The organism is Nitrospirillum guanabarense (genome assembly GCF_034653355.1).
Lineage (GTDB): Bacteria > Pseudomonadota > Alphaproteobacteria > Azospirillales > Azospirillaceae > Nitrospirillum.
Genome location: NZ_JAYEER010000004.1, coordinates 1,870,340 through 1,884,518, shown reverse-complemented (window position 1 = coordinate 1,884,518; position 14,179 = coordinate 1,870,340). Strand labels below are relative to the sequence as shown.

Below are 14,179 nucleotides of genomic sequence, written 5' to 3'. Positions count from 1 at the left end.
CTTCGTGATCATCGTTTGTATCACGAAGAGAGGGTAAACGGCAATCCGATGCGCTTTCAAAGCGTATCGTGGTTTTAGAACCCGAACATGTGATCCAGCGCGAAGGCCCCCTGGGCGCCGTCGCGGATCAGGCCGTGATAGCCGAACAGGCGGCAGGTGGTGTCGCGGATCAGGAGGTAGGCGTCGCGGCCCGCTTCCTTGACCTCACTGCTGGTGAAGGTCTGGCCAACGCGGAAATGGAAGCTGCCGGAGCAGGCGATGCTCACCGTGCGGCGGGCGACCTCCTCCCCATCCTTGGTCATCAGGATCAGGGCGGTGTTGGAGCGCGCGTTCCACGGCGTGCTGGCCGGGTAGATCAGGTGGCACAGCGTGTCCACGTCGGCCGCCATGCCGGTGCGCAGGAACAGGCGGGTGGACAGGCCCGGCGCCCGGCCGGAATAGGACTGCGGCTCGTTCTTGTAGGTCAGCACCGTGTTGAACATGTGGGCGCCGAAGCTGGTCTCCGCCGTGTGGCCGCTGACGCCATCCTCATAGCGGAACAGGGCGTGCAGCCAGCCGTCGGCGTCGTTCTCGCCGTCGGCGAAATCGTAGATCAATTCCAGATGGCCATAGCCGGAGGGCAGGTTCCTGCCGTCCAGGATGTCGGCGGCCTCGAACACCGTCTCGTGGTTGCGCGGTAGACGGCCCAGGTCGCGGCGCGCGACTTCCGTGCCATCGGCGTCATAGACGATGGCGGTCAGCGGCAGGTGGTTTTGTGTGGTGCCCATGGGCGTGGGCAGGGCGATGGTGCGGAAGCGGCTGGCCGGGAAGATGGGGGCGGGCAGGATGAAGCCCTTGCCCATCAGGTTGGTCAGGGTGGCCAGCTTGGGGTCCGGCTTCAGGTCCACGCGCTCCACGTTGGGGTGGGCGATGCGGTGGCGGGTGGCGCCGGCGGCGTCGGTGCGGATGACCTCGTAGCGGGGGCGGACGAAGTGCTTGCCGGCGCGGATTTCCACCTGCTGCGGCCAGCGGGCGTCGGGCAGCAGGCTCGCCACGTCCAGGGCGAAGGTAGCGTAAGGCGGGACCTCGCGGTCCAGTTCCACCGCCGTGTCATGCCCCATCAGGTTCAGGGCCACGGCCCCGGCGGGGATGGGGCAGGGGTGGCTGTTCTGCACCCACAGGATCACGCGCTCATCGTCCCGCGGGGCGGGCAGGCCAGCGTAGAAGTCCGACGGCCAGGCGTTGGCGTCATGGGTGCAGGACAGGGTGTCGGCGGCGTCGCCATAGGTGTCCAGCGCGTACTTCACCACGTCGTGGCCGGCGGCGCCCACCACGTGGATGAACAGCTGGCCGGTGAATTCAGGCAGGTCGAATTTCCGGCGCACGGCGGCGCTGTCGATGACCACGGTGCCGTCGGCGCCCGGCAGGTCCTGTGTCCAGCGCGCCAGCACCTGGCCATCCTCGCCGAACAGGCAAAGCCAGAGATAGGGCTCGGCGGCGCCGTAGCTGGACCAGTAGTTGGCCGTGACCACCCGGGTGTGGTGCCCGGCACCGTCGCGGAAGAAGGCGTAGTTGGTGGCGAAGTTCAGCGGCGCCAGATAGGTGCGGCGGTCGGTCAGCAACTCCTCCGGCAGCTTCAGCGGGTCCAGGGAGTAGACCTTGGCGCCGGCGGGGACCAGGTGCCGGATATGCGCCATCAGCCGCTCGGCATCGAAGGCCGCCACGAACACGGCGTCCACGGCCGTGCCGGCCAGCGCCGTCACCGGCTGGGCCGGCCGGCCCAGCAGCGGCTGGCCGATCTTGTCCACGTTCTGGGCGTAGACCGCCGCCACGTCGACACCAGTGAGGTGATGGATCTCGTCGAATGGCTCCAGCATGTTCAGCGGGTCGTAAACGGCGACCCGGCCGGCGGCCCGCAGATCGGCCAACAGCGCTTTCGCCGGTTCGGCCGCCAGCGGGTGGCCGATGGCCTTGAAGTAGCTGCTGCCGCCGGTGACGTTGCTGAAGGTTTCGATCTTGAGGGGCATGGACCGGTCCAAAGAATGGAAGACCGCCGGCCAGAGGGGCGGGCGGTGACGCATCAGGGCGTTATACGGGCAGACGCGCCGTTTTCACAGATTCAGCGGAAGGGATTCAGGCGCTTCATCTTGGCCGATAGGGCGTGGCGGAACTGCTCCCGCTTCACCACGCCGTCGTCCTGCACCCAGTTCAGCTGGATGACGCGGCGCGGGCCGACGAAGCTCGTATGGCCGTGCCAGGCGGTGGGGCCGTTCAGGAAGGCCAGCAAAGTGCCCTCGGCCGGCGGGATCTCGGTCACCGCGTCGTCCAGGCTCTCCGGCCCGCGCAGCAGGCGCAGGCGCCCATCCGACGTTTCCCAGGATGGGTTCATATAGAGCAGGACGGTGATGATCTTGCTCTTGCTGTCGACGTGGATCTGGCCGTCCTGGGCCTTGGCCCGGCCGCGCACCGTCACCATGGTGGGATGGTCGGTCAGGTCGATGCCGAACTTCTCCTCGAACGCCGCCGTCATGGCCGGCCCCTGGATCTCCTCGAGCAGCGAGGCGAAGGCCGGGCCGAAGCTCAGTTCCCGCGAGGGGAAGCTGCCGGCCTGTTCGATCTCGGGAAAATCGCGGTGGATGGCCTCACGCACCTCCGCCCGCACGAAACCGGGGATGATGACATGGGCGAAGGGATCATGGGACAGGGGGGTGGCGCGAAAGGCGTCCAGGTCGATGTTACGGCCCGGTTCCGTCGCCAGCGGGGCGCCAGAGGGGGAGGAGGAGGCGGAGGTGCCGATCATGGTCCTGCTTCTTCTAGGCTGGCGCCCGTATGGGCAGGGCGCCTGGGTTTGACCGTACTTTAGAATCGTTCTTGCTGAGATTGGCTCGCAAATACCTCGCCCCAGATGGGGCGCGGGCGCAGGCGCGTCAATGCCATCGCGCCATGATTGGCCCACTTCAGCAATGGATGGGCCCACCATAGCACAGGCCGCACCATCGCGCCCTGTCGGGGCGTCAGCGTCTGGCGGCCATGCGCCGCAGCACCTCGGCCGCCACGCGTGGCGTGTCGTCCAGGGGCGTGGGCGTCCAGTTTTCCACCGCGCCGGTGAAGGGGCGGGCCACGCCGCGATCCACCATCAGCTGGTGGAAGCGGTCGAACTTGGCCGACTTGCCCTCCAGGCCGATGACATAGACCGGTTTGCCGGTGCTGGCCGCTTCCGACACCATGGACACGCTGTCGCCCGTGCACAGCACGGCGTCGGCCAGGCCCAGATAGCCGAAATAGGGATTGGCGCCGGCACCGTCCCAGACCACGGCGGAGTTTTTGGGCAGGTCCGGGCCGGCCAGGCGCTGGCGCAGCACCGCCTCGTTCTCCGGTCCCGTGCGGCGCGACGGTGTGACCATCAGTCCCATGCCCTGCCGGGCCAGCGCGGCCAGCCGCTCCGCCAATTGCTCCGTCACGGCCGGGGTCAGCTGGTAGACTCCGTTGGACCCGCCCACCAGCACGGCCACGCGCGGGTGGGGCAGGTGATCCAGCGCCGGCGCGAAGCGCGCGGCCTCCGCCGCCAGGCGCGCCGCCGTCACCCGGTGCAGGGCGCCCAGGCTCTCCATCACGTTGGGCCCGATTTTGCGGTCATGGGCCGGCATGACCACCAGGTCCAGCCAGTCGAAGGGCACACCCGGGTTCTGGATGTGGACGCAGAAGGTGTGGCCCCCGTTCCGCCGACTGGCGCTTTGCCGACGAATGGCTAGGGCGGCGCCCACGGCCTGCCGGCCCGAAGTGATCAGCAGGTCCGGCCAGGGTGGCGCCAGGGTGTCGGAGTCGGGGGTGAGGCCGTGGTTGAGGCTCAGCGGTAGGTAGGGGCTGAGCTGGCGCCAGGGCGTCTGAAGGCGGATGCGCTTGACCACCGGGGTGGCGCCCACGGCCTCCGCCAGCCCCAGGCACTGGTTTTCCATGCCGGCCTTGCCGTCGGACAAAACCCAGCAGGTGGGCGGGGTTGCGGGTCGTGGGGCGGGGGGACGGCGGGGGTCGCCAGGGGGCTCTGGGCGTTCATGGCCGCAGTGTAGCGCGCAACACCAAAGGATGGGACCGTTTCGCGCGCAACAATCTTTCTTGCCTGGGGGCGGCTGGCAATCTATGTAATATCCTTTCCAACTCACCCCTCCCGGGAGCACAAGACAATACCATGCGGCGGGTCAAACTCGACCGAATTGATCGGCGTATCCTGCGCGACTTGCAGGCGGACGGCCGAATGACCAACGTGGAACTCGCCCGGCGGGCCGGCATTTCTGCGCCCCCCTGCCTGCGGCGCGTCCGCGCGCTGGAAGAGGCGGGCTTCATCCGGGGCTACCACGCGGACATCAATCCCGAGGCCTTGGGCTTCGGCGTCACCGTGTTCGCGCAGGTGGGCCTGTCTTCCCAGGCGGAAGCGGATCTGAAGAAGTTCGAAGGCATGGTCAACAGCTGGCCCGAGGTTCGGGAATGCAGCATGCTGGCCGGCGAGACCGACTTCCTTTTGAAGATCGTGGCCGCCGATTGGGACAGCTACCAGCGCTTCCTGACCACCAAGCTGACGGCGGCCCCCAACGTTAGCCATGTGAAATCAGCCCTGGCCATCCGCCAGTCCAAGTACACCCCTGGCGTTCCCATCGACGTCGATGTCGGCCCCGAGGTGCTGGACGACGAGGAAGACGAGGAATAGGCCCTCATCCTTCCTTCCATCACGGATCGCCATAAGAAAAGCCCCCGCCGGATGTCCAGCGGGGGCTTTTCTTATGAGCGCGAGGGCCGCCGCTTCAGCGGAAGGCGATCTCCACGATCTCGTAGCTTTTGGAGCCGCCAGGCGTGGTCACTTCGACATTGTCGCCGACATGCTTGCCGATCAGCGCGCGCGCCAGCGGGCTGGTGATCGACAGGAAGCCGTTCTTGATGTCGCTCTCGTCCGCGCCGACGATCTGGTAGGTGGACTCCTCGTCCGTGTCCTCATCCGCCAGGCGGATGGTGGCCCCGAACTTCACGGCGTTGCCGGTCAGCTTGCTGACGTCGATCACCTCGGCCCGGCTGATCTTGTCCTCAAGCTCCATGACGCGGCCTTCGATGAAGCTCTGACGTTCACGGGCGGCGTGGTATTCCGCGTTTTCCGACAGATCGCCGTGCTCGCGCGCCTCGGCGATGGCCTTGATCACGGCTGGCCGCTCGATGACCTTCAGATGCTTCAGTTCTTCCTGGAGGCGGGTGTAACCCGCAGCCGTCATCGGGATTTTTTCCATAGCCTTCGATATTCCGTTACTCAGAACCCAGGGATCTTACCCTGGGGCGAGCCCCAAGGGGCCGCATCGCGACAACGAGAAACCCTCCCGAGGGTGATCTTGATCCCGGGACGGCGGCCGGTCGGCCGTCATCCCCAGGTCGATCGATCACCCGCAGGTTAGTAAGTCCCGCTCAGATAGGACTGAAGCGGCGCAACCTCAAGGCTGCCGGTACGCAGCGCCGAGATGGCGTCCACGGCGGCGCGGGCGCCCGCGACCGTCGTGTAATAGGGAATGTTATTGACGAGTGCGGTGCGGCGCAAGCTGAAGCTGTCGGACACCGCTTGGGCGCCCTCGGTGGTGTTGAACACCAGCTGCACCTCACCGTCTATCATGGCGTCGACGATGTGGGGCTGGCCCTCCAGCACCTTGTTGATCTGGCTGACCGGGATGCCGGCTGCCGACAGTACCTTGGCGGTGCCGCAGGTGGCGACGATCTTGAAGCCCATGTCGACCAGGCGACGGGCCACAGGAACCAGGGCCGGCTTGTCTCGTTCGCGAACCGAAATGAATACCGTGCCGGTGGTGGGCAGGGTCACGCCGGCGCCCAGCTGGGCCTTGGCGAAGGCCATGGCGAAGTTGGGATCCAGGCCCATGACCTCGCCGGTGGAGCGCATCTCCGGCCCCAGCAGGATGTCGACGCCGGGGAAACGGTTGAAGGGGAACACCGCCTCCTTCACCGCCGTGTGCGGCGGGAAGGCGCCGCCCAGCTTGAAGTCCGCCAGCTTTTCGCCGGCCATGACGCGCGCGGCGATCTTGGCGATGGCGGTGCCGGTGGCCTTGGCCACGAAGGGCACGGTGCGCGAGGCGCGCGGGTTCACTTCCAGGATGTAGATGTCCTGGCCGGCCGGGCCGTTGCCCTCCGGATTCGCCTTGATGGCGAACTGGATGTTCATCAGGCCGACGACGTTCAGGCCGTGGGCCAGGGCCTCGGCCTGGCGGGACAGCTCGTCCACCACCGGCTTGGGCAAGGTGTAGGGGGGCAGGGCGCAGGCGCTGTCGCCGGAATGGATGCCGGCTTCCTCGATGTGCTCCATCACGCCGGCGACATAGACCTGGGTGCCGTCGCAGACGGCGTCCACGTCCACCTCGATGGCGTCCTGAAGGTAGCTGTCGATCAGCACCGGGTTCTTGCCCGACACCTTCACGGCGTTGCCCATGTAGCGCTTCAGGCCGGCCTGGTCATGGACGATCTCCATGGCGCGGCCGCCCAGCACGTAGGACGGGCGGATGACGACGGGGAAACCGATCTGCTCGGCCACCTTCTCCGCCTCTTCCAGCGAGCGGGCCAGGCCGTTGGCCGGCTGGCGCAGGTTCAGCTTGTGCAGCAGCTGCTGGAAGCGTTCCCGGTCCTCGGCCAGGTCGATGGCGTCGGGGCTGGTGCCCAGGATGGGGATGCCGGCCTCTTCCAGGTCGCGGGCCAGCTTCAGCGGCGTCTGGCCGCCCAGCTGCACGATGACGCCCAGCACCTCGCCGTTGGCCTGCTCCGTCCGCACCAGCTCGATCACGTCCTCGGCCGTCAGCGGCTCGAAGTACAGGCGGTCGGCGGTATCGTAGTCGGTGGAGACGGTCTCGGGATTACAGTTGACCATGATGGTCTCGATGCCGGCCTCGCGCAGGGCGTAGACGGCATGGACGCAGCAATAGTCGAACTCGATGCCCTGGCCGATGCGGTTGGGGCCGCCGCCCAGGATGACGACCTTCTTCTTGTCCGTCGGCTCGGACTCGCACTCGCCGGCCACGCTGCCGTCACCCTCGTACGTGGAGTACATGTAGGGCGTCTTGCTGGCGAATTCGGCGGCGCAGGTGTCGATGCGCTTGAACACCGGGCGGATGTTGAAGCCCCGGCGGGCTGCGGCCACGGCGGCCTCGGTGGCGCCGGTCAGGGTGGCCAGACGGGCGTCGGAGAAGCCCTGGGCCTTCAGCTTGGCGAAGTCGCGCTGGGTCAGGGCGCCGAGACCCTTGGCCTTCACGCCCACCTCGGCCTGGACGATCTCCTCGATCTGGCGCAGGAACCACGGGTCGACGCGGCAGGCGGCGTGGATCTCCTCCACGGTCAGGCCGTGGCGGAAGGCCTGGGCGATGACCAGGATGCGGTCATGCGTCGGCTTGGACAAGGCGGCGCGGATCTTCAGCGGATCGACCACGCCGGTGCCGCCGGTCAGGTCCACCTCGTCGAAGCCGGTCAGGCCGGTTTCCATGGAACGCAGGGCCTTCTGCACCAATTCGGCGAAGCTGCGGCCAATGGACATGGCCTCGCCCACCGACTTCATGGAGGTGGTCAGCAGGGCGTCGGCGCCGGGGAACTTCTCGAACGCGAAGCGCGGCATCTTGGTGACGACGTAGTCGATCGTCGGCTCGAAGCTGGCGGGCGTGCTGCCGGTGATGTCGTTGTCCAGTTCGTCCAGGGTGTAGCCCACGGCCAGCTTGGCGGCGATCTTGGCGATGGGGAAGCCGGTGGCCTTGGAGGCCAGGGCGGAGGAGCGGCTGACGCGCGGGTTCATCTCGATGACAACGACGCGCCCGTTCTCCGGGTTCACGGCGAACTGGACGTTGGAACCGCCGGTGTCCACCCCGATCTCGCGCAGGACGGCGATCGAGGCGTTGCGCATCAGCTGGTATTCCTTATCGGTCAGCGTCAGCGCGGGCGCCACGGTGACGCTGTCACCGGTGTGGATGCCCATGGGGTCGATGTTCTCGATGGAGCAGATGATGATGCAGTTGTCGCGGCAGTCGCGCACAACCTCCATCTCATACTCTTTCCAGCCCAGGACCAATTCCTCGACCAGGACCTCGCCCACCGGGCTGGCGCGCAGGCCACCGCGGACGATGTCGACATACTCCGCCTTGTTGTAGGCGATGCCGCCGCCGGTGCCGGCCAGGGTGAAGCTGGGGCGGATGATGGCGGGCAGTCCGACATAGGCCAGGGCGTCGGCGGCCTCGGCCTCCGACTTCACCATGCGCGACTTCGGGCTTTCCAGGCCGATCTTGTCCATGGCGTCACGGAACAGCAGGCGGTCCTCCGCCTTCTCGATGACGTCGGCCTTGGCGCCGATCAGCTTGACCCCCAGCCGATCCAGCGTGCCGTCGTGGAACAGCTTCAGCGCCGTGTTCAGCGCCGTCTGGCCGCCCATGGTGGGCAGCAGGGCGTCGGGGCGCTCCTTCTCCAGGATCTTGGCGACGACGGCCGGGGTGATGGGCTCGACGTAGGTGGCGTCGGCCAGGCCCGGGTCGGTCATGATGGTGGCGGGGTTGGAGTTGACCAGGATGACCCGGTACCCCTCTTCCTTCAGCGCCTTGCACGCCTGCACACCGGAATAGTCGAATTCGCAAGCCTGGCCGATGATGATCGGGCCGGCGCCGATGATGCAGATGGACTTGATGTCTGTGCGTTTAGGCATAAGGGTCAGCCGCCATTTTTTGAATTCTACCGTCCGGTCAGTCCGGCCCAACCCGAAGGGGGCTCCAGAACTCCGGCCACACAAAACAATCCCCCGCCCTGGAATGGTGGCGCGGGGGATTGTTCGGCTGAGCCGCTTATATAAAGGGCCCCCGCCCCGGGGGGAAGCGCTGCATATGGGGTGGGGGGGTGCGCCTACCGCAACCCGCGGGGTCAAACCAGGGCTTGATCCCAGGGAAACCAGGGGCTTAGGGGGCCTGGGGCGCGGGGGCCGAGACCGGGGTGACGCCGTTGGCGGTCAGGATTCGGCGCGGCTGGGTCCTTGCCGTAGCCGCCGCCGGGTCCGTAGTACCAGGGCAGCAGCACGTCTTGCCGGGCGGTGTAGACGGTGCAGCGGGCCGTATCCTGCTTGTCGAAGAAATAGACCGTGCCCGCCTCGCGCTTGCGGTCGGGGTCCACCAGGTTGATGGCCCAGGTGCCGTAGGCCACGCCCAGCGGGCTCTCCTTGGGGCCGAAGGCGCGGTACAGCATGTCGACGCGCTGGATGAAGCGGCCGCGCCGGCAGGCGTCCGACAAGTCGCGCGACACCGCCATCATGCGCACCGCCGGCCCGGCGAAGGCATAGACGATGCGCGGCTGGGTATGGCGGGGCGGCAGGGGCAGGGCCACGGCCGGCGGCGGGCTGGGATCATAGGGGCCGGCTCCCATGTGGCCCGGCTGGGGCTGCGTCAGCTTCAGACCGTCGTGGGGCGGATTGGGGCGTACCATCCACTGTGTCGGCGTGGCGGGCGTCGTCTGCGCACGCGCCGGCGCCGCGACCAGGACGGCCGACGCCAGGATTGACGGAAGCAGGAGAGAATAGACGCGCATCACTTGAGAATACCACCGATCAACCCTGGCTGGGAGTCGGCACCGCAAGTGATGAAAAGCTATTGATGGGAATTATTTAAAATTTTACTGACATTAATTGGAGCCGCGCCGCCGCGTCAGCGGGAGCGCAGGTAGCGTGTCAGGAAGCCCGCGACCTTCAGGCGCCGGGCCTCGTCCAGGTTGACGAAGTTGATCTTGGCGTCCTTGCCAATAATGGCGGCCACCTGGCCATCGCAGATGAAGGCGACGTTCTCTTTGCTGTCCTTGAACGCGACCTTCATCTTGAAGCTCGTGCCCTGGCCCAGGCCGGCGGCCCCCGTGGCGGTAAAGCTGTTGGCCGCCATGTTGTTGATGGGGTAGGTCTTCGAATTGATGACCACGCTGGCGGCCAGCGCTGGCACCTTGACCTTTTCCACCACGTCCTTTTTCAGGAAGTCGAACACGCCCATTATTGGCCTCATGCCACCCGTGAATGATTTTTATAGCAGCGGCGTAAGATTTTTTCGAGGGGGTGTCGGGCACTCGAAAGGTGAGGGCCGGTGAAGCGTACCTCACCGGCCCCCGGCCCGTATTCATCCAGTATTTCGACGAGTAATGCCGACTTTCAGCGGGCGGCGATGTTCTCGATGAACCGGTCGAACAGGTAGTGGCTGTCCTCCGGACCGGGGCTCGCCTCCGGGTGATACTGCACGGAGAACACCGGCTTGTCCTTCAGGCGGATGCCCTCGTTGGTGCCGTCGAACAGGGACACATGGGTCACCTCCACCGTCTCCGGCAGGCTTTCCGGCAGCACGACGAAGCCGTGGTTCTGGCTGGTGATCTCCACCCGGCCGGTGGCCAGGTCCTTCACCGGGTGGTTGGCGCCGCGGTGGCCCTTGTCCATCTTGGTGGTCTGGCCGCCCAGGGCCAGGGCCAGCAGCTGGTGGCCCAGGCAGATGCCGAACAGGGGCAGGCCGCTGGCCACGATCTGCTGGATCATGGGCACGGCATAGGTGCCGGTGGCGGCCGGGTCGCCGGGGCCGTTGGACAGGAAGACGCCGTCGGGCTTGTGCGCCAGGATCTCCTCGGCCGTGGCGGTGGCGGGCACCACCGTCACGCGGCAGCCGGCGTTGGCCAGGCAGCGCAGGATGTTGCGCTTGGCGCCGAAGTCGACGGCCACGACATGGTGCTTGGGGTCGGTCTGGCGGCCATAGCCGCCGGCGATGGTCCAGGCGCCCTCATCCCAGGTGAAGGTCTGGCCGCAGGTCACGTCCTTGGCCAGGTCCATGCCTTCCAGGCCGGGCCAGGCCTTGGCCTGGGCCACCAGCGCGTCCAGGTCGAACTTGCCGTCGGGGGCATGGGCGATGACGCCGTTGGGGGCGCCGCCGTCGCGGATGCGACGGGTCAGGGCGCGGGTGTCCAGGCCGCCCAGGCCCACCAGGCCGTGGCTTTTCAGCCAGGCGTCCAGGCCGCGCGTGGCGCGCCAGTTCGACGGCTCGGTGATGTCGGCGCGCAGGATCAGGCCGCGCGCCGCCGGGGTCACCGTCTCGATGTCCTCGTCGTTGGTGCCGACGTTGCCGATGTGCGGGAAGGTGAAGGTGATGATCTGGCCGGCGTAGGACGGATCGGTCAGGATTTCCTGGTAGCCGGTCATGGAGGTGTTGAAGCAGACCTCGCCCACCGATTGGCCGGCGGCGCCGATGCCCTTGCCCCAATGGACGCTGCCGTCCGCCAGGACCAGCACGCCGGTGGCGCCCTCAGGCTGCGGGGGACGGGTCGGGGCGGTTGCGGTCATCGCTTCATTCCATCTTCTGCGGGACGCGCCGCCGGGCGGCGACGGGCGTCCTCTCAATCCAACCGGCCGAACCCTGGGCGCGCGCCTGAGCACGGGGCGGGAACCGCCCCCTTTGGCGCGGGCATGCCGCGCGGGCCGCCCAATGTCGTCGGAAATTCTTCTGTCACATAGAGAACACGGGCGGCCGGGTCAAGCGATGGCCCCCATGCTCGGGGCGCGGGGGCGCCTCTGTCATCTGGGCGCTGGCGCTCGAGGGGTTGGGCGGGTAAGGTTCGTCCTTCCCCATTGATTGGCTACCATCCCGCGTGCGCCCCCAAAACCTGGGGCAGGCGGATGGCTTGCCGGTTGCCATGAAGCCTCTTGAGGAAGCCGACCCATGCTGCGCGAGCGTTTCACCCAGGCCATGAAGGACGCCATGAAGGCGAAGGACACGCAGACGCTGTCCGCCGTCCGGATGATCATGGCGGAACTGAAGAAGCGGGATATCGACGCGCGCCCCAAGGGCCAGATGGACGGAATCCCCGAGGCCGAGATCGGCAGCATGCTGCAGACCATGGTGAAGCAGCGCCGCGAATCCGTGGCCCTCTACCGGCAGGGCGGCCGTGAGGAGCTGGCTGCCCAGGAAGAGGCGGAGATCGCCGTCATCATGTCCTTCCTGCCCAAGCAGCTGACCGAGGAGGAGACCAAGGCCGCCATCGCCCAGGCCGTGACCGACACCGGCGCCGCCAGCATCAAGGACATGGGCAAGGTCATGGCCGTGCTGAAGGACAAGTACACCGGCCAGATGGATTTCTCCACCGTCGGTCCGCTGGTCAAGGCGGCGCTGAACGGCTGAGGCCCGCCTTTCCGGGGCCGGGCGCGCCGCCTGGCCCCGAATCCCGACGCATCGTTTCTTTCCGGACCCGTTCACCGCCCATGGCCCTGCCGCCCCAATTCCTGGAAGAGCTGCGGAACCGGCTGACCCTGTCGGACGTGGTGATGCGGCGCGTGCGCCTGCAGCGGGCTGGGCGGGAATTCCGTGCGCCCTGTCCCTTCCACAACGAAAAGACGCCCAGCTTCTACGTCAACGACCAGAAGGGCTTCTTCCACTGCTTCGGCTGCGGCGCCCACGGCGACGTCATCGGCTTCATCATGCGCAACGACAATCTGTCGTTCATGGAGGCGGTGGAGGCGCTGGCGCCCGAGGCCGGTTTGACCGTGCCCAAGGCCAGCCCGCAAGAGCGGGAACGGTTCGAGCGCGAGAAGTCGCTGTATGACCTGGTGGAGCGCGCCACCCGCTGGTTCGAGGCGCAACTGCGCGCGCCGGTGGGACGCCACGGCCTGGCCTATCTGCGCGGCCGCGGACTGGATGACGAGGCCATGGCCCGCTTCCGCCTGGGCTACGCGCCCAGCGACGGCACGGGCCTGCGTGGGGAGCTGGTGACCGCCGGCTACACCGAGGCCGACATGGTGGAGGCCGGGCTGTTCAAGCGGCCGGACGACGGCCGCGCGCCCTTCCCCTTCTTCCGCAACCGGGTGCTGTTTCCCGTCACCGACCGGCGCGGCCGGGTGGTGGCCTTCGGCGGCCGCATCCTGGAGGGGGAGGGGCCGAAGTATATCAATTCGGCCGAGAATCCCCTGTTCCACAAGGGCGACATCCTCTACGGCATGAGCCGGGCGCGCCAGGCGGCGGCGGATGGCAAGCCGGTGATCGTCACCGAAGGCTATATGGACGTCATCGCCAGCGTCATGGCCGGGTTCGAGGGGGCGGTGGCCCCGCTGGGCACCGCGCTGACGGAGACGCAGATCCAGGCCCTGTGGAAGCTGGCGCCCGAGGGGCAGCGCATGCCCATCCTGTGCTTCGATGGTGACAACGCCGGCCGGCGCGCCGCCTTCCGCGCGGTGGAGCGGGTTCTGCCCCTGCTGATGCCCGACCATTCCGTGCGCGTCGCCTTCATGCCGGAGAAGGAGGATCCCGACAGCCTGATCCGCGCCGGCGGTGCCGCCGCCTTCCAGGCGGTGCTGGACCGCGCCCGGCCGCTGACGGACGTGCTGTGGGACATGGAGGCGGCGGACCGCGACCTTACCCAGCCCGATGCCCAGGCCGGCATGCAGGCGGCCTTGGAGGCGCAGTTGGAACGCATTCCGGATGCCCGGGTGCGCAACGCCTATCACCGCGCCTTCAAGGATCGGCTGTACCAGTTGGGCCGCGCCGCGCGCCCCGCCTTCCAGGGCGGCCAAGGGGGCGGCCAGGGGAGTGGCTTCAACCGTGGCCAGCGGCCCGGCGCCTTGCCCTTTCCTGTGGCGCGGCAGTGGGACAAGCGGTTCCGCGCCGGCGTGGAGACCGGGTCGGCGCGCTGGCGCGAACGCCTGCTGCTGGCCGTGGTGCTGAACCACCCCGTGCTGTTCGAGACCCTGGGCGAGACGCTGGCCATGATCAGCTTCGCCACCGAGGGGCTGGAACGGCTGCGCCAGGCGCTGGTCGAACGCCTGTTCCACAATTCGGGACTTGACGCCGAGGGTTTACGACGCCACTTGTCAGCTTGCGGCTTCGCCGAGGAACTGGATGAGACGCTGGGGGCGGACCTGCCCTCTTACGCCCGTCCGGAGGCGACGCCCGAGTCCGCCCGCGCGGGCTGGCAGGAGGTTTGGCTCAATTCCCAGGAACTGGTGTTCCAGACCGAGCTGCGCGAGGCGGAAAGACGCTTGGCCGAGGATCCCAGTGAGGAGACCCTGGCCCGGCTGATGGCCCTTAAACGGGAAGAGTTGATACGCCGGGGCCATGCCCTGGATCCGGAGGGTGAGGGCGTCTGACGCCGCCACCCCAAGGGACCCCCGCACCGGACGGGGCGGATGGTTCGTCCAGTC

The 14,179-nt window shown here is 67.5% G+C and carries 11 protein-coding genes; 3 read left to right on the top strand and 8 right to left on the bottom strand.

Translation table 11 applies throughout. The features are described 5' to 3' along the window. Positions 1-74 precede the first annotated feature (74 nt). The 3 genes from UAA55_RS26740 to UAA55_RS26730 all read right to left on the bottom strand — a co-directional run bounded on the left by UAA55_RS26740 (position 75) and on the right by UAA55_RS26730 (position 3,935). Positions 75-2,006: a hypothetical protein gene (locus UAA55_RS26740; RefSeq protein WP_322956611.1), complete on the bottom strand. Its 1,932-nt coding sequence runs from the start codon at positions 2,004-2,006 to the stop codon at positions 75-77. Positions 2,007-2,098: 92 nt separating this feature from the next. Beyond that, positions 2,099-2,779, bottom strand: coding sequence for a 2OG-Fe(II) oxygenase family protein (locus UAA55_RS26735; protein WP_322956609.1), 681 nt, complete (start codon positions 2,777-2,779; stop codon positions 2,099-2,101). A gap of 214 nt (positions 2,780-2,993) precedes the next feature. Then, the gene (locus tag UAA55_RS26730) at positions 2,994-3,935 is read right to left on the bottom strand and encodes a mitochondrial fission ELM1 family protein (RefSeq protein ID WP_322956607.1); all 942 of its coding nucleotides are present in this window, start codon (positions 3,933-3,935) and stop codon (positions 2,994-2,996) included. Between the two features lie 230 nt (positions 3,936-4,165). On the opposite strand from UAA55_RS26730, the gene UAA55_RS26725 reads away from it, so the two are divergent. Continuing rightward, a complete protein-coding gene (locus UAA55_RS26725) occupies positions 4,166-4,681 on the top strand; it encodes an Lrp/AsnC family transcriptional regulator (protein ID WP_145617111.1) in 516 nt (171 codons plus the stop codon). 94 nt (positions 4,682-4,775) lie between these two features. Here the strand turns inward: UAA55_RS26725 and greA are convergent, their stop codons facing one another. The 5 genes from greA to carA all read right to left on the bottom strand — a co-directional run bounded on the left by greA (position 4,776) and on the right by carA (position 11,332). Continuing rightward, the gene (greA, locus tag UAA55_RS26720; protein WP_322915986.1) at positions 4,776-5,249 is read right to left on the bottom strand and encodes a transcription elongation factor GreA; all 474 of its coding nucleotides are present in this window, start codon (positions 5,247-5,249) and stop codon (positions 4,776-4,778) included. Between the two features lie 158 nt (positions 5,250-5,407). Then, positions 5,408-8,689 (bottom strand): carbamoyl-phosphate synthase large subunit, encoded by a 3,282-nt coding sequence (gene carB / locus UAA55_RS26715; RefSeq protein ID WP_322956604.1) that lies wholly within the window; start codon positions 8,687-8,689, stop codon positions 5,408-5,410. A gap of 212 nt (positions 8,690-8,901) precedes the next feature. Continuing rightward, on the bottom strand, positions 8,902-9,558 hold the full coding sequence (locus UAA55_RS26710) for a hypothetical protein (RefSeq protein ID WP_322956602.1): 657 nt from the start codon (positions 9,556-9,558) through the stop codon (positions 8,902-8,904). Positions 9,559-9,674: 116 nt separating this feature from the next. Then, positions 9,675-10,007 (bottom strand): hypothetical protein, encoded by a 333-nt coding sequence (locus tag UAA55_RS26705; RefSeq protein ID WP_040849171.1) that lies wholly within the window; start codon positions 10,005-10,007, stop codon positions 9,675-9,677. 155 nt (positions 10,008-10,162) lie between these two features. Then, on the bottom strand, positions 10,163-11,332 hold the full coding sequence (gene carA, locus UAA55_RS26700; RefSeq protein ID WP_322956600.1) for a glutamine-hydrolyzing carbamoyl-phosphate synthase small subunit: 1,170 nt from the start codon (positions 11,330-11,332) through the stop codon (positions 10,163-10,165). Between the two features lie 376 nt (positions 11,333-11,708). Here carA and UAA55_RS26695 point away from each other — a divergent pair, with 376 nt between their 5' ends. Beyond that, positions 11,709-12,167 (top strand): GatB/YqeY domain-containing protein, encoded by a 459-nt coding sequence (locus tag UAA55_RS26695; protein WP_145611377.1) that lies wholly within the window; start codon positions 11,709-11,711, stop codon positions 12,165-12,167. 80 nt (positions 12,168-12,247) lie between these two features. Further along, complete coding sequence (dnaG, locus tag UAA55_RS26690; RefSeq protein WP_322956596.1) at positions 12,248-14,125, top strand: DNA primase; 1,878 nt, start codon at positions 12,248-12,250, stop codon at positions 14,123-14,125. Positions 14,126-14,179: the final 54 nt, after the last annotated feature.

Coding starts and splice junctions, on each gene's coding strand:
- UAA55_RS26740 (WP_322956611.1), bottom strand. CDS start 2,006: ATGCCCCTCAAGATCGAAACCTTCAGCAACGTCACCGGCGGCAGCAGC.
- UAA55_RS26735 (WP_322956609.1), bottom strand. CDS start 2,779: ATGATCGGCACCTCCGCCTCCTCCTCCCCCTCTGGCGCCCCGCTGGCG.
- UAA55_RS26730 (WP_322956607.1), bottom strand. CDS start 3,935: ATGGAAAACCAGTGCCTGGGGCTGGCGGAGGCCGTGGGCGCCACCCCG.
- UAA55_RS26725 (WP_145617111.1), top strand. CDS start 4,166: ATGCGGCGGGTCAAACTCGACCGAATTGATCGGCGTATCCTGCGCGAC.
- greA (WP_322915986.1), bottom strand. CDS start 5,249: ATGGAAAAAATCCCGATGACGGCTGCGGGTTACACCCGCCTCCAGGAA.
- carB (WP_322956604.1), bottom strand. CDS start 8,689: ATGCCTAAACGCACAGACATCAAGTCCATCTGCATCATCGGCGCCGGC.
- UAA55_RS26710 (WP_322956602.1), bottom strand. CDS start 9,558: ATGCGCGTCTATTCTCTCCTGCTTCCGTCAATCCTGGCGTCGGCCGTC.
- UAA55_RS26705 (WP_040849171.1), bottom strand. CDS start 10,007: ATGGGCGTGTTCGACTTCCTGAAAAAGGACGTGGTGGAAAAGGTCAAG.
- carA (WP_322956600.1), bottom strand. CDS start 11,332: ATGACCGCAACCGCCCCGACCCGTCCCCCGCAGCCTGAGGGCGCCACC.
- UAA55_RS26695 (WP_145611377.1), top strand. CDS start 11,709: ATGCTGCGCGAGCGTTTCACCCAGGCCATGAAGGACGCCATGAAGGCG.
- dnaG (WP_322956596.1), top strand. CDS start 12,248: ATGGCCCTGCCGCCCCAATTCCTGGAAGAGCTGCGGAACCGGCTGACC.